Source organism: Streptomyces sp. NPDC037100 (assembly GCF_055606225.1).
Genome location: NZ_JBVJSX010000001.1, coordinates 382,250 through 399,325 on the forward strand (window position 1 = coordinate 382,250; position 17,076 = coordinate 399,325).

A 17,076-nucleotide genomic window follows, 5' to 3' on the forward strand; every position below is an offset into this window, starting at 1 on the left:
GGGGAGTGGCCGCGGCCCTGCTGGCGAACACCCTGTACAGCCTGGGCTTCGTGCTGGAGAAGCGGGCGCTCACCGCCCTGCCCGAGGTGACGATCCGGCAACCGGCCCGGCTGCTGCGCCTCGTCATCGGCAGTCCCCTGTGGATCGGCGGTTCCCTGTCCCTGGCCGCCGGTTTCGCCGCGCAACTCGTCGTCTACCGCACCCTGCCGATCGCCGCCGCGCAGGGCATCTTCGTCTCCGGCCTGGTGCTGCTGGTGCTGCTGTCGGCGCGGCTGCTCGGGGAGGAGACGTCCGGCCGGGAACGGTACGCGCTGGGCGCGATCCTGCTGGCGCTGCTGATGGTGGTGCTGTCGCTGCGGGAGGGAGCGGACACCGTCGGCCAGGACGCGCCCTACCCGCTGGTTCTGCTGGTGTCCGTGCCGTCGCTGGCGGCCGGGGTGTGGCTGTACGGCTCCGCCGAGCGGCGCACCCGCAACCGGCACCGGCGCCCGACCACCGGCGTCGAGTACGGCGTGGCGGTGGGCCTGCTGTACGGGGTCAGCTCGCTGGCCATCAAGGGCGTCGCCGGCCGTCTGACCACCGACGGCATCGGCGGTGCCGTCCTGGACCTGCTGAGCTCCCCGTATCCCTATCTCCTGGCGTTCACCGGTGTGTTCGGCCTGGTGATGTCGCAGGCGGCGCTGCAGCGCTGCCGGGCCTCGCTGATCGTGCCGGTGTGCACGACCGTGACGAGCCTGTTCACGGCGGTGCTCGGCACGCTGTCGTTCGGCGAGGCCCTGCCGGACGAGCCGCTGCGGCTCGCGCTGCGGGTGGCGGGCACGGCCCTGGCGGTGGCCGTGCTGCTGACCATGCCGAAGCACGACACCTCTCCCCAACCCTCCCCACCCGCCAAGGAGCTGACCTCACCGTGAAGCCCGACGACCCGCTGCTGAAGATCCTGGCGTGCCCGATCGACAAGGGCCCGCTGCATCTGCTCGCCGAGGAGGCCGGGCGGGAGGAGGCGCTGTACAACCCGCGCCTGCACCGCCGTTACCCGATCACCGACGGCATTCCGCAGCTGCTGCCGTCCTCGGGCGAGCAGGTGCCGGACGACGAGCACGAGGAACTCCTCAAGAGGATGGCACCGTGACCAGCCTGGCGGCCCGCGTCGCCCCCCTGCTGCCCACCCGCCTGGTGGCCGCGACGGCCCGGGCGCTGTACCCCCGGTTCGAACCGGAGCTGGCCCGGCTCGCCGAGCTGTGCCCGCCCGGCTGCGGTACGGCGGTGGACGTGGGCGGCTGGTACGGGCCCTGGACGCACCGCCTGTCCGGCCTCGCCGAGCAGGTCGTGACCATCGAGCCGGTGCCCCATCTGGCCCGGCTGCTGGCCGCCGCCGCCCCGCCGAACGTCCGGGTGATCCGCGCGGCGGCCTCGGACCGGCCGGGCATCGCCCGGCTGTGGCTGCCGCCGGACGACTCGGGCGACCGGGGCGTGTCCTCGCTGGTCCGGCGCGACATCCACGGCCGCGCGCTGGACGTGCACTGCGTCACGCTGGACGAACTGGGCCTGCGCGACGTCGGCTTCGTCAAGATCGACGTGGACGGCAACGAGCTCGCGGTGCTGCGCGGCGCGACGGGCCTGCTGGCCCGTGACCGGCCGGCCCTGTTCGTGGAACTGGAGTCCCGTATCCAGCCGATCGCGCCGGTGGTGACCTATCTGTCGCTGCTCGGCTACGACGGCTGGGTCCTGCCCGGCGACACCTGGGTGCCGCTGGCGAAGTTCCCCCTGGAGAGCCACCAGGCGGACGCGTCCTACGTCGTCTCCCACGGCCTGCTCCGCCGGGTCCTGCCCTCCCCCCTCCTGCGGGGCCCGCGCTACGTCAACTCCGTCCTGTTCCTGCCCGACGGCCGCCGCCCCGGCAGGGCCCCCGTGGGCGACGATGGGTCCCATGCCCTCCGGAAAGCACCCCGCTAGCCCCTTCACGCCGCTCGACTTCCAGCTGGTGCTGCTGCGCCGCATGGCCGACCACAACCCCGGGCTGGTGGAGGACGCCCGCCATCGGCTGGGGGTGTCCATCGCGGACATGCGCGAGGCGAACAAGCGCTGGCAGGCGATGGTCCGCTCCCCGCGCTCCCGTGCGCCGCTCTCCCGCTACCGTTCGGTGCTGGGCGAGCCGGAGTCGCGTACGCCGCGCCGGATCGGCGATCTCGACTGCGAGGCCTGGCTGTGGCCCGTGCCCCTCTGGCCCTCCTTGCGCTTCGAGGTGCTGACCGCCCCGAACGGCGCGGTGTGGAACGAGTGGCTGGTGCGCGCCCCCGGTGCCCGGGGCCCGGAGCTGCGCACGCTCGACGATCTCACCCCCTGGTCCTGCACGGTCGACGAGGCGGCCCGTGCCTTCGCCCCCGCCCGTCCCCTGGAGGGCACGGCTCCGACCCGGTGGGGGCTGGCGTTCACCGCGCCGGACGCGCACGGGGTGCGGCAGGAGGCCGTCGCGGAGTTCACCTGGGGGCTGGTGCAGCGGGTGTCCGTCACCGGCCGTCAGGGCTGAGGCGCTGCGACCCGGCCGAGGGCCGGGAGGAACTGGTCGTAGAAGGCGGTCTTGAGGTGCAGGGCGCGCTCCTCGGTCTCGCGGAAGGCCTCGGCCGAGCCCTGCCGCCCGAGGAGGTCGCTGATCCGGGTGGCCAGACGGTCGGAGTGGGTGGCCGACAGCAGGGAGACGGCGGTGAGGGGGTGGGCCTTGGCGTCGTGGACGTAGTGCGGGTAGTAGAGGCGGGAGCGGTTGCGGCCGCCCTCGCCCGCCAGCACCGGTTCCATGCGCCGCCACAGGTGCTCGTACTCGACGGACACCAGGACCTCGCCCCAGAACCGCAGGAACGTCAGCAGCCGCAGGTCGGCGTCGACGTGGCCGCCGGCGTCGGCGTCGGCGTCGGCGTCGGCGATGACCGTACATCGCGACTTTGGGCCAAGTGGGGGATATCCGCCAGTAGTTCGTCCGGATACATGAGTCCTAGACCGGGTCCGCACGCGGGTTCTTCGCCGGTACGCACCACCGGGCGAGAGCCGCCGCCGTCAGACAGGCGAGCGCTCCGATGCCCATGCTTGTCCGGATCCCCGCTCCGTAGTCCGCGGCCGAGGCGAGCAGACTGCCGCCGAGCGCGACACCGGTGGCGCTGCCGACCTGGCGGGTGGTGTTGAACAGGGCGGAGGCGGCTCCCGAGTAGGCCGGGGGCGCGGCACCCATGACGGTGGCGGTCGATCCGGTGAGGGCGAAGGACGTGCCGAAGCCGGCCGCCATCATCGGGAGCACCAGGAGCCCGTAGGCGGGGTCGGAGCCCGCCGCGGCCCAGCCGGCCAGCCCCAGTGCGGCCAGGAGCATGCCCGAGACGACCAGGGGGCGGTGGCCGGTACGGCGGGACAGCCGGCCGGACAGCACCGAGGCGAACATGGTCATCGCCACCGCGGGGAACAGTGCAAGGCCGGTACCGAGGGCGCTGTAGCCGCGCTGGTGCTGGAACTCCAGGCTGGCGGTGAACAGCATCCCGTAGAAACCGAAGTTGAACAGCAGGCCGATGAGGGCCCCGCCGCTCATGGTGCGTGAGCGCAGCAGGCCCAGCGGGAGGGCCGGGGACCGGGCCAGCCGCTCGCGCAGGGCGAAGGCCGCGGCGGCCAGGACGGCCAGAGCGAGCCCGGCGAGGACGGCCGGGTCGGACCAGCCACGCCGCCCGGCCTCGTTGAGGGCCGCCGTCAGCAGGGCCACCGCGGCGACGACCGCGGCCTGCGCCGGCCAGTCGATGGCCCGGTCGGCGCGCCGGGGCGAGCGGGTCACGTGCCGCAGGGTCAGCGCCAGACAGGCCGCGCCGACGGGCAGGTTGACGAGGAACACCCAGCGCCAGCCCACCGTGGAGACGAGCAGCCCGCCCAGCAGCGGCCCGGCGGAGGCCGCGATGCCGGCCATCGAACCCCACAGCCCGAAGGCGCGCGAGCGTGCGTCCGGCTGGGGGTAGGACTGCTGGAGCAGGGCCAGGGACCCTGGCACGATCAGCGCCGCACCGAGTCCCTCCACCAGCCTGGCCACCACCAGGAAGGAGGCACCGGGCGCGAGCGCGCAGGCCGCGGAGGACGCGGTGAACACCGCCACGCCCCAGCAGAAGACCCGCCGGTTGCCCAGCCGGTCCCCCAGCGCCCCGCCCGTCAGCAGGAACCCGGCGAGGACCAGCGTGTACCCGTCGGTGATCCACTGGACGCCGGTGAGCGAGGCCGACAGCTCCCGCCCGATCACCGGCACGGCGACGTTGATGACCGTCACGTCCAGGATCACCATGAAGTACCCGGCGCACACCGCCAGCAGCGGTGCCCGGGACTGTCGCTCGGAGGGCATGGTGGTACCACTACACCAAGAGCCTCATCCAGGGACGTATGCCCCGCGCACCGTGCTCAGCCGGCGGAGGCCAGCACCGCCTGCACGACCCTCGGCAGGGAGTCCGGGTGCAGACTCAGGAACAGGTTCGGCTCGATCAGCTCCAGCTCCATCACGCACGGCTCGCCGTCCGGCCCGGTGGCGAGGTCCACGCGCGCGTACAGCAGCTCCGCGTCCCCGGGCACGGCGGCCAGCGCCCGCTCGGCGACGGCCAGTTCGGCCGCGGTCGGCTCCCAGGCGCGCAGGTCGGGGTGGGCGACCTTGTCGGCGTCGTACGGCGTGCCCGGCGCGAGCACGGCGCCCTTGACACTGGCGTGCAGCAGGCGCCCGCCGAAGAACTGCAGGGCCCGCTCGCCGTGCGTGTCGATGCCGCTCAGGTAGGGCTGCACCATGACGGTGAACCCCTCGGCGTGCATGCGCTCGATCTGCCGTACGGCGGCGTCCCGCTCCCCGGCCGGGTAGCGGGCGGCGTAGCGGGCACCGGCCCCGGAGGCGGGCTTCACGACGTACTCGCGGTCGGCGGGCAGGGCGACGGGGTCGCCGGGCGCGAAGTACCGGGTGGGCACGGCGGGCACTCCGGCCTCGGCGAGCTGCCCGAGGTAGCGCTTGTCGGCGTTCCACCGCACGACCTCGACCGGATTGGCCAGCCGCGTCGCCTTCGCGCACCGCTCGGCCCACGCCGTGAACTCCCCGGCGCGCCAGCTGTAGTCCCACGTGGAGCGGAGGAGGGCGAGATCGAATCCGGCCCAGTCCACGCCCGGCTCGTCCCAGGCGACGGCCACGGCATCGGCCCCGGCTTCCCGCAGCGCGTCCACCAGCACCGGCAGGTCCCGGTCCTTGTGCTGCTCGCCGCGGGGGTCGTAGGTGACGACGGCGATGCGCGGGGTGCCGGCCACGGCGACTCCCTCTCGTACGGGCGATCGACTGGATGTCCGTCGCAGGCTAACAATCCCGTCCGGAACCGCGACACCCCGTTTGACCTTCACCTTCGGTGAAGCCCCAGCATCGGTGGCGGAACGACGGGCGATGAATCCGAGGAGTCGGGGAGCCGTATGGCCATGCTCACGATCGGCGGGCCCTGCTCCTGATGGCCCTCACCGGCGGGTCCCCCAGGGCCTGGGACCTCCGTCTGCACGACGCCCGTCCCGGCGACCGGTATCTGCTGTGCTCGGACGGCCTGTCGGGCGTCGTCCCCGACACCCGCGTCCGGCAGCTCCTCGCCTCACCCGCCTCCCCCGAGGAGACGGTGCGGGCCCTGGTCGAAGCGGCCAACACGGCGGGCGGCCCGGACGACGTCAGTTGTGTGGTGGCGGACGTGGTGGAGACCGCGGGCCGCGCCGGCGTCCAGGACTCCCCCGGTTCCCGGTCCAGCAGCCGCACACTCGGTGAGCAAGCTGTGGGCCGCCGGCGTCACGGCCGCGTCGGTCAACGGCGCGCTCGTCCTCGCCGCCGCACCGGACGTCGACCGGTGAACGTTTCTTCCGGCATCTGATGGTGTACGGAGGGATCGTGGTCGCGGTCGTCCCGGCGGCGGCCTGGCCGATGATGGCCGTCCCCGGCTGGGGACAGCCGTACGGTGCCCCGTGAACAAGGCAACAGCTAAGGAGATGTGCCGCGTGACCTCCCTCTTCCCGGCCCTGACCAGCGGCTCCGCCGACGCGCCCGCCCTGCGGTTCGGCGAGCGCTCCCTGACGTACGGCGAGCTCGCCGCCGCGGCCGGTGCGACGGCGGAACGCGTCGGGGACGCCCGCCGGGTCGCCGTCTGGGCGACGCCCACCATGGAGACCGCCGTCGCCGTCGTCGCCGCGCTGCTGGCCGGGGTCCCCGCCGTGCCGCTCAACCCCAAGTCCGGCGAGAAGGAGCTCGGGCACATCCTCACCGACAGCGCCCCCGACCTGGTGCTCACGGCGCCCGACGACCAACTCCCGGCTCCCGTGAGGGATCTGCCCCGCCTCGACGTCGACGTCCACGCCTCCGGCCCCACCCCCGAGGAGCACGCCGCCGACGACGACCCGGCCCTGATCGTCTACACCTCCGGCACCACCGGCCCGCCCAAGGGCGCCGTCCTCCCGCGCCGGGCCGTCGCGAGGACCCTGGACGCCCTGGCCGACGCCTGGCAGTGGACCGGCGACGACGTGCTCGTCCACGGACTGCCGCTGTTCCATGTGCACGGCCTGGTCCTGGGCACCCTCGGCCCGCTGCGGCGCGGCGGGTCGGTGCGCCACCTGGGCCGCTTCACCACCCAGGGCGTGGCCCGCGAGCTGAACGCAGGCGCGACCATGCTGTTCGGCGTGCCGACGATGTACCACCGCATCGCGGAGGCCGTGACGAGCGACCCGGAACTGGTGAAGGCGCTGACCGGGGCGCGGCTGCTGGTCTCCGGTTCCGCCGCGCTGCCGCTGCACGACCACGGCCGGATCGCGACCGCGACCGGGCGGCGGGTGATCGAGCGGTACGGCATGACGGAGACGCTGATGAACACCAGCGTCCGCGCCGACGGCGAGGCCCGCCCGGGCACGGTCGGCGTACCCCTGCCGGGTGTGGAGCTGCGGCTGGTCGAGGAGGACGGCTCGGAGGTCACCGCGTACGACGGGGAGACGGTGGGCGAGATCCAGGTGCGCGGGCCGAACCTGTTCACCGAGTACCTCAACCGCCCCGACGCCACCGCCGCCGCCTTCACCACCGACGGCTTCTTCCGCACCGGCGACATGGCGGTGCGCGACCCCGACGGCTACGTCCGGATCGTCGGCCGCAAGGCCACCGACCTGATCAAGAGCGGCGGTTACAAGATCGGGGCCGGTGAGATCGAGAACGCGCTCCTGGAACACCCCGGGGTGCGGGAGGCGGCCGTCACCGGGGAGCCGGACGCCGATCTGGGCGAACGGATCGTGGCGTGGATCGTGCCGGCGGATCCCCAAGCACCTCCCGGGCTCGAGGAGTTGGCGGACCATGTGGCGGGGCGGCTCGCGCCGCACAAGCGGCCGCGGGTCGTGCACCACCTCGACGCGCTGCCCCGTAACGACATGGGGAAGATCATGAAGCGGGCGCTGGCCCATGGCTGAGTCCCTCTCCGCCCGCGCGGTCGTCACCGCCCTCGCCGACGACGCCACCTTCGCCGAACTCCCCGCCCCCACCAGGAACTCCAAGCCCGACGGCCCGCTCGCCTGGCCGGGCTACGACGCCTCCCGCGCCCGTGCCGCCGAGCGCACCGGCGAGCAGGAGTCCGTGGTGTGCGGCACCGCCCGCGTCGGCGGCACCCGGGCCGTGCTGATCGCGTTCGAGTTCGGCTTCCTCGGCGGCTCCCTGGGCGAGCGCACCGGCGACCGGCTGGAGGCGGCGTACGCGTACGCCCGTGACCGCCGCTTCCCGGTGGTGCCGCTGGTGGCGACGGGCGGCAGCCGCATGCAGGAGGGCATGCTCGCGCTGACCCAACTCCAGCGCGTGGCCCGCCAGTCGGCGCTCACGCGGGAGGCCTCTCTCGCGCAGGTCGCGATCCTGCGCGACCCGACGACCGGGGGCGGCTGGGCCACCCTGGGCGCGGGCGCCGACGTGACGCTCGCGCTGCCCGGCGCCCAGGTGGGATTCGCCGGCTCCCGGGTGCGGCCGGCGGACGCGGACCCGGCGGCGTACACGGCGGAGGCACAGGTCGCGGCGGGCGCGGCGGACGCGGTCGTACGACCGGAGGAGCTGCGCGAGACGCTGGGGCGGTGGCTGCGGCTGCTGACGTGCCCGTCCACCACGCCCGCCCCGCCGCCCGAACCGCTCGGCGGGTCCACCGTGCTGCCCACCACGGGCTGGGACGCCGTGCGCCGCGCCCGCTCGCCCCGACGGCCGCGGGCCGCCGCCTACTTGGACGCCTACTTCACCGACCGGGTCGCGATCAGCGGCGACCGCTGCGGCGGCACGGACCCGGACGGCATGCTGTGCGGCTTCGGCACGCACGAGGGCCGTACGGTCGCGTACGCCGCGCAGACCGGGACCGCGACCCGCCCCGCCGGCTACCGCACCGCCGCCCGGCTGATCCGCCTCGCCGACCGGCTCGGCATCCCGGTGCTGACCCTCGTGGACACCCCGGGCGCGGCCAACGACGCGGAGGCGGAGCGGCAGGGCGCGGGCGCGGCGATCGCCGACCTGTTCGGCGTGGTCGCGGGCGCCCGCACCCCGATGACCACACTGGTGATCGGCGAGGGCGGCTCCGGCGGCGCCCTGGCCCTGGCAGCCCCCGGCAACACCTGGGCCACCCCCGACAGCTACTTCTCCGTGATCGCGCCGGAACTCGCGGCGGCCATCCTCAAACGGCCCCCGCGTGAAGTGGAGTCGACGGCGGACCAGCTGCGCATCCGGCCGCAGGACCTGGTGGAACTGGGGGTGATCCGGGGGACCGTCGGTGGGTGGGATCGGTGAATGCCCCCTGCGTCATCGCGTACCTTCCGTCACAATGGTGCTGCCCAGCGCAATCGAACGACGGGGGTGTCGTGGACGGCTTGGTCGAGTTCAGGACCGGTGACGGGGCCGTGGTCGCGGTCGAGGCCGTGGAGGAGCGGTCCGGTTCCCGCCTGGTCTCCCGGGGCGACGGCGCGGTCCAGGCGGCCCGCACTTTCGAGGGCGCCCTGGACGGGGTGCGGGCGGCGGCCGAGTCGGCGCTGCGCGTCTTCCGGGACGGCTCGCTGAGGCCCGACGGTGTGGAGATCGAGTTCGGGGTGAAACTGGCCGCCGAGACGGGCGCGTTCATCGCGAAGGGCACCGCCGAGGGGCATCTGGTGGTCAAGCTGACGTGGTCCCCGTCCGCCCCGGAGGCCGGCGCCGCCTCATGAGCAACGCCGTGAACAGCGCACCGGCGAGCGCTCTGCACAGCGCCGAGTGGCACGCCCGGGTCGAGTTACGGGGCCGGGTGGCCGGAGCGGGTTTCCTGGTCACCCCGAGCACGGTGCTGACGTGCGCCCATGTCGTGGGCGACGGCGAGGGCCTGACGGTGACCTTCACGGAGCGGCCCGGCAGCCCGCCCGTCCCCGCCCGGGTCGTCGCGCACGGCGGCTGGGGCGGCGGCGTCACCGACCCCGGCGACCTGGCCGTACTGGAACTGGACCGGGAGATGCCGATCGCCCCGGCCGCGCTGGCCCCGGTCGCCGCAGCGCACGGCGCGGCGGCCCGCAAGCTCGTCGTCTACGGCTTCCCCGCCGGCTTCGACGAGGGCACCCTCGCCGAATGCCGCGTCACCGCACCGCAGTTGATCAGACGGGAGTGGCTCCAGCTGGAGTCCTGGCACCAGGGCGGGCAGCCCCTGGCTCCCGGCTTCAGCGGGGCCGCGGTCACCCTGGCGGACAGCGGCGAGGTCGTCGGCATGGTCACGGCGGACTCCGGCAGCGGGCAGGTGCGTACCGGCCGGATGATGCCCACCCAGGTCATGGCGCGCTACTGGCAGGGCCTGCAGAGCCTGGTCCCCACCTCCGACCACACCAGCGCCGACCGGGCCCGGCTGCGTGCCCTGGTCGAGAAGGCGGCCCGCGCGGGCGTCGACTGCGACCCGGTGCGGCTGTACACGGCGGCGGCCGACCTGTTCGATCCCCCGCCGCCCGAGGAGGGGTTCGACTCACTGTGGTCGGCGGCCCTGTTCGTCCTGTGCGAACTCGACGGCCCCGGCGCCGCCCGGACCGTCGCCCGGTTCGCCGACCGGCTTCAGGCGCTGCTGCACACCCCGGCCGGGGAGCACTCGGCGCGGGAGGTGCCCGCCTGGTCGCCCATCCTGGTCGAGCTCGGGCACAGCGGAGCGGGCGACGGCCTGGTCCGCGTCGAGGTGTCCGCGTACAGCGGGGGACGGCGGCACCCGGTCGAGTCCGGCACGGTCGAGCAGCACCGGCTGCACGCCTACGTGCAGGAGGGGATCGAGGCGGCCTTCCGGTATCTGACCCCCGGCGCGGACGAGTTGGTCGCGTTCGCCCTGCCCCGGGACTGGCTGGACTGGCCGGTCGACCGCTGGGAGAGCGCCCCGGACGACGACACGCCGCTCGGCTGCGTCTACCCGCTGGTCGTCACCGACCACGCCCGGCGCAAGGCCAGCACCCGGCACGTGCTGACCCGGGCGTGGAAGCGCCTCGACTCCTGGCCGGGCGCGCGGATGCACCGAGTGGAGTGCGGTGGGCCGGAGGAGCCCGGGCGGCTGCGGTTGCGGCTGCGGCTGCACGACGCCTGTCTCGCCGGGTTCGGCCCCGCCCCGTCCGCCGTCCGCACCCGGCCCCACTTCGACATCTCGCTCGCTGCGCCGGCCCCGGTGATCGTGTGGTCGCGGGGTGGCTGCGGCTCCGGGCAGGAGGAGTGCGCCGGAACGGACGGCTGCACCGGCAAGGCATTCCTCGACGCGCTCGACGCGCACGTCATGGCCGTACCGCCCGCCGAACTCCCCCGCCACGTCCTCGCCCTGCGCGAGGAGGCCCTCGCGGAGGAGGACCACTGGGCCCGCGGCATCCAGCTGCTCTGGGACGACCCGCGGGTCTTCGCCGACCCGCACGCCGTCGCCGCGGCGCACACGAGGTCGCCGGTGGCCTGACCCTGCGCGACACCCCCTGCCCCGCCCGCACGCGACACCCCTGCCCACCCCACACGCGACACCCCTGCCCACCCAGCACGCGACACCCCTGCCCACCCCGCTGCGGCTCCCCCGAGAGACACCCGCACGAATCGGAGAGCGGAGACCACTTTCCATGCCGCACTGGTCCGTCTACACCGGCCGCGACGAGCCGCACGACGGCATCGACGACCTGCCCGCCCCGCCGCCCTGGCGTGCCTTCGACGGCGGGCCCGCGCTGCCGCCGCCGCACGACGGCGACGACGCGACGGCCGTCTCCCCCGACCGCGTGCACCGGGCGAAGTCGTACGTCGCCACCGAGGAGAGCGTCCGGCTCGTCAACGCCGCGCTCTGCCTGCGCCGCCCCCTGCTCGTCACCGGCCCGCCCGGCACCGGCAAGTCGTCCCTGGCCTACGCGGTGGCGCGCGAGCTGCGGCTCGGCCCGGTGCTGCGCTGGAACATCACCAGCCGCAGCTCGCTGTCCGACGGCCTCTACCAGTACGACCCGCTGTCCCGGCTGTACGCGGCCCGGGAGGGGCAGGACGCGGCCGGCGGTGTCGAGGACCACCTGCGCCTCGGCCCGCTCGGCACGGCCCTGCTCCCCTACGACCGGCCCCGCGCGCTGCTCGTCGACGAGATCGACAAGAGCGACCTCGACCTGCCGAACGACCTGCTGAACGTCCTGGAGGAGGGCCAGTACGAGATCCCGGAACTGGTCCGGGCCGCCCGGCACTCCGGCGACGGCGCGGCCGAGGTCCTCGCCGACGGCACGGACACGCCGGTCGCCGTCCGCCGCGGCCGGGTCCGCTGCCGGGCCTTTCCGTTCGTCGTGCTGACCAGCAACGGGGAGCGCGAGTTCCCGCCCGCGTTCCTGCGCCGCTGCGTCCGGCTGAAGCTGCGACGCCCCGGCCGCGACCAGCTCACCCACATCGTCCGGGCCCATCTCGACACGCCGCACGGTGACGCGGACCGTCTGATCACCCGCTTCCTGGAGCGGGCCTCCGGCGGCGAACTGGCCACCGACCAGTTGCTGAACGCCCTCTACCTCACGGGAGTGGCGGGGCTGGACGCCGAGTCCCGCGACGACCTCGCCGAGCAGCTGATGCCGTACCTCAGCGCGACGGCCGACGGCGATGGCTTCTGACGCCGGACCCGGGCCGTCCCCGGTCGCCCGGCTGGCGGCGGCACTGTCGGCGGCGGGCGCCGCGCCGACACCGCGGGAGATCGCCGAACTCCTCTGGCTGGCAGACCAGTTGGATCCGCCGGCCGGGGACTCCGAGACCGGCCGGCCGGTCGCTCCAAAGGCTCCTGTCACCGAGGGCGCCCCCTGCTCCGAGGGCGGCCGGCCGGTCGCTCCCGAGCCGCCCGCCGCCGGTGACGAGGCGCCCGGCCCCGCCGAGCAGGCCACCGCTGGCCCCGTACCCGCCGCCGTGCCCCCTGACCGGGCCACCGCCGACCGCGTCCCCCTCCGGCTGCCCGCCCCCCGCTCCCCGGACCGCCCACACCACCGCCCCGGCGGCGGATCGCCCCTCCTCGCGCCCGCGCCCCCGATGCTGCCCCACCCCCTCGCACTGCAGCGCGCCCTGCGTCCGCTGCAGCGCAAAGTGCCCTCCCCGCACGCGCGCCTGCTCGACGAGCGGGCGACGGCCGACCGGATCGCGCGGCTCGGCGCCCACCCGGGCGTGTGGTTCCCCGTGCTGCGCCCGGCCCCCGACCGCTGGCTGCGCCTGAACCTCGTGCACGACACCGGCCCCACCATGCCGGTCTGGCGGCCCCTGGTGAGCGAACTGCACACGGCGCTCGCCCAGTCGGGCATCTTCCGCACGGTCACCCTGCACCCGGCCACGGCAGACGGGAGGGCCCGTCAGGTCCCCGTCCTCGACGACGGCCGTACGGTCACCCTCGTCGTCAGCGACTGCATGGGCCCGCAATGGCGGCCGGGAGAGGCGGGCGAGCGCTGGTACCGCACCCTGCGGCGCTGGGCCCACCGCATGCCGCTCGCCGTGGTCCAGCCGCTCCCCGAACACCTGTGGGCCACCACGGCGTTGCCCGCCGAGCCCGGACTGCTGACGGCCCCGTCCAGCGCCGCCCCGTCGGCAACGCTCGCGTTCGCCCCGTACGACGCCTCACCGCCCCCGTACGACGCCCCGCCCTCCCCCTACGACGCCTCGCTCTCCCCCTACGACGCCTCGCCACCCCCGGACCTGGCCATCCCGCTACCGGTCCTGGAGCCGGGCGCCCCCTGGCTCGCGCACTGGGCCGCCCTGCTCGCCGACCCGGGCGGCGCCCGGACGCCCGGCGCGGCGGCCTGGCTGCCGCCCGCTCCGGTACCCCCCGCCGATCCCACCCCCGACATCACCACCGCCTCCGCCGAGGAGCTGGTCCTGCGCTTTCGCGCGACCGCGTCCCCGGAAGCCTTCCGCCTCGCCGGGCACCTCGCGCTGGCGGTCCCCTCGGTCCCGGTGATGCGGCTCGTCCAGCGCGCCCTGGACCGCGACCCGCGCCCCCAGCACCTGGCCGAGGTGATCCTCAGCGGCATGCTCACCTCCGTGCACGGCCCGCCCGGCTCCTACGCGTTCCGGCCCGGCGTGCGGGAGCTGCTGCTGCGTTCCCTGCCGCGCACGGCCCGCGGCCGGACACAGGAGTTCCTCGAACGGATCGGGGGCCTGATCGACGAGCGCGCGGGGTTCGCGGCCGGGGAGTTCCGGGCCGAGGCGGGCGGTGGACCGGCCGAGGCGGGCGGTGGTCCGGCCGAGGCGGGCGGTGGACCGGCCGAGGCGGGCGGTGGTCCGGCCGAGGCGGGCGGTGGTCCGGCCGAGGCGGGCGGTGGACCGGGCGAGGCGGGCGGTGGAGCGGGCGAGTCGGGCGGCGGACCGGGCCAGTCGGGCCCGGCGTTCGCGACGGTCAGCGAGGAGACCGTGCGGCGGCTGGGCGGGGAGGACCTGGAGTCCGGGCCGGCGGCCGGCGCCCCCACGATCCTCTTCGAGGCCGACGACCTCACCGGCCACCCCGAGGCCCGCATCACCCTCGAGTACGCGGTGCACGAGATGCTCGCCCGCGGCGCGCTCGCCCCCCACCGGTTCGACGTACGCGTGCGCGCCGGCGGCTACGACGTCCGCACCCGACCCGGCACCTACCTCCTGCCCGTCCTGGTCGCCGTCCTGCGCGGCCTGCCCGAGGTCCTCACCGGGCTCGTGGACCCGCCGCCCCTGACCGTCACGTTCTGGGACCGGCCCGTGCCGCCGCCCGCGCCGCCGCCCGTGCCCGCCGACATCCAGGTGATCGTCTCCCCGGCCGTCTACGAGCAGTTCGCCGCCAGCTCGGCCGCCCAGGGCCCGCAGCGCTTCCAGCCCCTCTACCAGGACGGCACCACTCACACCCCGCCCGTCGCCTGGTACTGCCCGCTGTCCCCCGCCACGGCTCCCGAGCCCGAGGCCCGCGATCTGGTGCGGGGCCCCTTCATCACGCGCGACCTGCGCCGGCTCGGCATACCGGCCCCGGGCCGCACGGCCGTCGTCCACACCCGGCCCGACGGCCCGCTGACCCTCCTCGACCCCGCCCGGCCGGACGACGACCGGGCGCCGCGGCTCGTGACGTACTACGAGGTCGACCTCACCACGCACCAGGCTCACCACCGGGTCTCCCTGCCGAGCAGCGGCAAGGGCGCGTTCACCGCCGCGGTCGAGCTGTCCTGGCACGTGGAGGACCCGGTCGCCTTCGTGCGTGCGGAGGTCGGCCGGGTGTCCGAGCCGCTGCTCGGCCATCTGTTGGAGGAGGCGGCCCGGATCACCCGTCGGCATCCACTGCGCCGGGCGGGCGCCGCCCAGCGCGCGGTCAACGCCGGGCTGCGCCACTGGCCGGTTCCCGGGCTGTCGGTGACGGCGTCGGTGCAACTGGACCGGGAGGGCGCGACGCTGCCCGGACCGCGGGGGTCCGCTCCCGCGTCGCGCCCGCTGCCCCGGCTCCTCGGCGAGGCCGAGACGGTCCTGCTCGGTTTCGACGGCCCGATGGCCCGCCTGTTCTCGGCGAGCAGCGGGCGCGAAGCCGTGCTCGACCTGCTCGCCCTCGTCGACGAGCACCGCGACCCGCGGCACGCCCTGCCCGACGCGGTGCGGGAGACGTTCACCCATCCGCTGGACGTTCTCCGGGCCTTCGCACACGACCCGCTCGGGCCACTGCTGCGGGAGCGTCTGGACGCCATCGAACTCCAGGCGGTGCCGGACGCGCCGGCGACGCACAACTCCGCGCTCCTGGTCCGCACCCTGCACGCCTCCGGCCGCACCGTCTGTGTGATCACGGACGCCTGCGCCGAGGCCGTACCCCGCTATCTGCGGCCCTACGGCACCCTGCCCGTGGCCGGCGTCCACGGGCGCGCCGCGGACCTGGGGCTGCTCACACCGCACCCGGACTGCATGCTGCGCGCCCTGGAGGCCTGCGACGGCTCGGCCGCGACGGGCCTGGTGATCGGTTCCACCGTCGCCGAGCTCGCGGCCGCCCAGCGGGCGGGGCTGCGCTTCGTCGGCCTCGCCCGGAACACCACCACCGACCGGCGGCTGCGCGAGGCCGGCTGCGAGACCACCGTGACGTCCCTCGCGCCGCTGCTGGAGGCCGCGCATTCCCTGTGACCGGACGCCGAACCCCCCGTTCGGCGGCGCCCCGCCCGGCCCCCTACGAAAGGCGGCCCGGTCCCCTCCCGCGCACGATGCGAAGGAGGCCCGCCACCCCGGCGGACCCACGTCCGCGAGGCCCGCCACCTGGCGGCCTCCCACGGTCTGTGCTCTCGGGAGGACCTGCCATGACCGCCAGTCTGGAGCAGTTGCGCCGCTGCCACTTCGCCGTCGACCTGGGGGCGGCCCGCACACGCGTCTACGTCAAGGGCGCAGGTCTCGTCGTCGACCAGCCGTCCGCCGCCGCCGTGAACACCCGCACCGGCGCGCTGATCGCGGTCGGCGAGCTCGCCGAGAAGATGACGGGCCGCACCCCGCACTATATCCGTGTGGTCCGGCCGGTCACCGGCGGCACCGTCGTCGACATCGAGATGGCGCAGCGCATGCTGCGGCACCTGCTCGGCGACAAGATGCGCCGCGCTCTGCGCCGCAAGCCGATCCTGCGGGCCGCGGCCTGCACCCCGCACGACGCCGACCCACTGGCCCAGCGCGCCGCGATCGAGACGCTCGTCGGGCTGGGGGCGCGCCGGGTGGAACTGGTCGACACGCTCATCGCCGCGGCCGTCGGCTGCGGGCTGCCCGTGGAGCAGCCCGAGGCCACGATGATCATGGTGTGCGGGGCGGCGGCCACGCAGGTGGCCGTGCTGTCCCTCGGCTCGATCGTGACCGCCGAGCGGATTCCGGTGGGCGGCGAGGCAGTCGACCACGCGATCGTGCAGCACCTGCGTCACGAGCACGAGCTGATGCTGCCGAGCCAGTCGGTACGGCCGTTGCAGCTGGCCCTGTCCGGCAACGGCCTCACCCCGCACGGCCCGGCCTCCACGGAGATCCACGGCCGGGACGTCGCCACGGGCCTGGCCCGTTCGGTCCAGGTCGACACCGCGGCCGTCCGGGAGGCCATCCAGACGCCGCTCACCGCGATCCTCGACGGCATCGGCCAGGTGCTGCGGGACTGCCCGCCCGACCTGGTCGCCGACCTGGCCGACCGGGGGATCATGATGGTCGGCGGCAGCGCCCTGCTGCCGGGCCTGGACCAGATGCTGCGGCAGGCCACCGGCATGCCGGTGCACATCGCCGAACGCCCGGACGTGTGCGCCGTGCAGGGACTCGGCGCGATGCTGGAGGGCAGGATCGCGCCGCTGGCGCTGGACCCGCTGGGTACCTGAACGCCGACCGTCGACGCTGAGGGCCTGAACGCCGGCCGTCGACGCCGAGTGCCTGAACACCGGCCGTCGAAGCCAAGTGCCTGAACACCGGCCGTCGAAGCCGAGGGCCTGACCACGGGCCGTCGAAGCCAAGTGCCTGAACACCGGCCGTCGAAGCCAAGTGCCTGAACACCGGCCGTCGAAGGCGAGTTCCTGAACGCCGGCCGTCGAAGCCAAGTGCCTGACCACCGGCCGTCGAAGGCGAGTTCCTGAACGCCGGCCGTCGAAGCCAAGTGCCTGACCACC

General features: G+C 75.0%; 14 protein-coding genes and 2 pseudogenes. 13 read left to right on the forward strand and 3 right to left on the reverse strand.

What is annotated here, in order from left to right; genetic code table 11:
• Nucleotides 1–5: 5 nt before the first annotated feature.
• The 4 genes from ACZ7EG_RS01780 to ACZ7EG_RS01795 are packed head-to-tail and all read left to right on the forward strand — an operon-like array spanning nucleotide 6 to nucleotide 2,527.
• Nucleotides 6–911 (forward strand): hypothetical protein, encoded by a 906-nt coding sequence (locus tag ACZ7EG_RS01780; RefSeq protein ID WP_471072432.1) that lies wholly within the window; start codon nucleotides 6–8, stop codon nucleotides 909–911.
• Complete coding sequence (locus tag ACZ7EG_RS01785) at nucleotides 908–1,129, forward strand: Trm112 family protein (RefSeq protein WP_053672201.1); 222 nt, start codon at nucleotides 908–910, stop codon at nucleotides 1,127–1,129. The genes ACZ7EG_RS01780 and ACZ7EG_RS01785 overlap by 4 nt, the downstream gene beginning before the upstream one ends.
• Nucleotides 1,126–1,953 carry an FkbM family methyltransferase gene (locus ACZ7EG_RS01790; protein WP_471070714.1) on the forward strand — a complete coding sequence of 276 codons (828 nt, stop codon included), beginning with the start codon at nucleotides 1,126–1,128 and terminating at the stop codon, nucleotides 1,951–1,953. The genes ACZ7EG_RS01785 and ACZ7EG_RS01790 overlap by 4 nt, the downstream gene beginning before the upstream one ends.
• Nucleotides 1,919–2,527: a hypothetical protein gene (locus tag ACZ7EG_RS01795; protein ID WP_471070720.1), complete on the forward strand. Its 609-nt coding sequence runs from the start codon at nucleotides 1,919–1,921 to the stop codon at nucleotides 2,525–2,527. The genes ACZ7EG_RS01790 and ACZ7EG_RS01795 overlap by 35 nt, the downstream gene beginning before the upstream one ends.
• Here ACZ7EG_RS01795 and ACZ7EG_RS01800 read toward each other — a convergent pair.
• The 3 genes from ACZ7EG_RS01800 to ACZ7EG_RS01810 are packed head-to-tail and all read right to left on the reverse strand — an operon-like array spanning nucleotide 2,518 to nucleotide 5,292.
• The gene (locus ACZ7EG_RS01800; RefSeq protein WP_471070724.1) at nucleotides 2,518–3,003 is read right to left on the reverse strand and encodes a hypothetical protein; all 486 of its coding nucleotides are present in this window, start codon (nucleotides 3,001–3,003) and stop codon (nucleotides 2,518–2,520) included. The two genes, ACZ7EG_RS01795 and ACZ7EG_RS01800, sit on opposite strands and share 10 nt — an antisense overlap.
• The gene (locus ACZ7EG_RS01805) at nucleotides 2,987–4,357 is read right to left on the reverse strand and encodes an MFS transporter (protein ID WP_471070727.1); all 1,371 of its coding nucleotides are present in this window, start codon (nucleotides 4,355–4,357) and stop codon (nucleotides 2,987–2,989) included. The genes ACZ7EG_RS01800 and ACZ7EG_RS01805 overlap by 17 nt, the downstream gene beginning before the upstream one ends.
• 56 nt (nucleotides 4,358–4,413) lie before the next feature.
• Complete coding sequence (locus tag ACZ7EG_RS01810; RefSeq protein ID WP_471070731.1) at nucleotides 4,414–5,292, reverse strand: ATP-grasp domain-containing protein; 879 nt, start codon at nucleotides 5,290–5,292, stop codon at nucleotides 4,414–4,416.
• A 164-nt stretch (nucleotides 5,293–5,456) separates the two neighbouring features.
• Between ACZ7EG_RS01810 and ACZ7EG_RS01815 the strand changes: the two are divergent.
• From ACZ7EG_RS01815 to ACZ7EG_RS01855, 9 genes and pseudogenes are all read left to right on the forward strand, one after another.
• Nucleotides 5,457–5,720, forward strand: a pseudogene (locus ACZ7EG_RS01815) (PP2C family protein-serine/threonine phosphatase); the annotation flags it as partial.
• Nucleotides 5,721–5,760: 40 nt separating this feature from the next.
• A pseudogene (locus ACZ7EG_RS01820) lies at nucleotides 5,761–5,983 on the forward strand (SLC13 family permease); the annotation flags it as partial.
• 29 nt (nucleotides 5,984–6,012) lie between these two features.
• Nucleotides 6,013–7,458 carry an acyl-CoA synthetase gene (locus tag ACZ7EG_RS01825; RefSeq protein ID WP_471070735.1) on the forward strand — a complete coding sequence of 482 codons (1,446 nt, stop codon included), beginning with the start codon at nucleotides 6,013–6,015 and terminating at the stop codon, nucleotides 7,456–7,458.
• The gene (locus ACZ7EG_RS01830; protein WP_471070738.1) at nucleotides 7,451–8,800 is read left to right on the forward strand and encodes a carboxyl transferase domain-containing protein; all 1,350 of its coding nucleotides are present in this window, start codon (nucleotides 7,451–7,453) and stop codon (nucleotides 8,798–8,800) included. Before ACZ7EG_RS01825 ends, ACZ7EG_RS01830 begins: the two co-directional genes overlap by 8 nt.
• 71 nt (nucleotides 8,801–8,871) lie before the next feature.
• Complete coding sequence (locus ACZ7EG_RS01835) at nucleotides 8,872–9,210, forward strand: CU044_2847 family protein (RefSeq protein WP_471070741.1); 339 nt, start codon at nucleotides 8,872–8,874, stop codon at nucleotides 9,208–9,210.
• Entirely contained in the window at nucleotides 9,207–10,940 is a 1,734-nt protein-coding gene (locus ACZ7EG_RS01840; protein ID WP_471070744.1) for a VMAP-C domain-containing protein, read from the forward strand. Before ACZ7EG_RS01835 ends, ACZ7EG_RS01840 begins: the two co-directional genes overlap by 4 nt.
• A 154-nt stretch (nucleotides 10,941–11,094) precedes the next feature.
• Complete coding sequence (locus ACZ7EG_RS01845) at nucleotides 11,095–12,102, forward strand: AAA family ATPase (protein WP_471070747.1); 1,008 nt, start codon at nucleotides 11,095–11,097, stop codon at nucleotides 12,100–12,102.
• A complete protein-coding gene (locus ACZ7EG_RS01850) occupies nucleotides 12,092–15,583 on the forward strand; it encodes an SAV_2336 N-terminal domain-related protein (RefSeq protein ID WP_471070751.1) in 3,492 nt (1,163 codons plus the stop codon). The genes ACZ7EG_RS01845 and ACZ7EG_RS01850 overlap by 11 nt, the downstream gene beginning before the upstream one ends.
• A gap of 170 nt (nucleotides 15,584–15,753) precedes the next feature.
• Entirely contained in the window at nucleotides 15,754–16,791 is a 1,038-nt protein-coding gene (locus ACZ7EG_RS01855; RefSeq protein WP_471070754.1) for a rod shape-determining protein, read from the forward strand.
• Nucleotides 16,792–17,076: the final 285 nt, after the last annotated feature.

Excerpts from the sequence above, each read along its gene's own strand:
- ACZ7EG_RS01830 (WP_471070738.1), top strand. The coding sequence starts at position 7,451 with ATGGCTGAGTCCCTCTCCGCCCGCGCGGTCGTCACCGCCCTCGCCGAC.
- ACZ7EG_RS01805 (WP_471070727.1), bottom strand. The coding sequence starts at position 4,357 with ATGCCCTCCGAGCGACAGTCCCGGGCACCGCTGCTGGCGGTGTGCGCC.
- ACZ7EG_RS01845 (WP_471070747.1), top strand. The coding sequence starts at position 11,095 with ATGCCGCACTGGTCCGTCTACACCGGCCGCGACGAGCCGCACGACGGC.
- ACZ7EG_RS01850 (WP_471070751.1), top strand. The coding sequence starts at position 12,092 with ATGGCTTCTGACGCCGGACCCGGGCCGTCCCCGGTCGCCCGGCTGGCG.
- ACZ7EG_RS01795 (WP_471070720.1), top strand. The coding sequence starts at position 1,919 with ATGGGTCCCATGCCCTCCGGAAAGCACCCCGCTAGCCCCTTCACGCCG.
- ACZ7EG_RS01855 (WP_471070754.1), top strand. The coding sequence starts at position 15,754 with ATGACCGCCAGTCTGGAGCAGTTGCGCCGCTGCCACTTCGCCGTCGAC.
- ACZ7EG_RS01840 (WP_471070744.1), top strand. The coding sequence starts at position 9,207 with ATGAGCAACGCCGTGAACAGCGCACCGGCGAGCGCTCTGCACAGCGCC.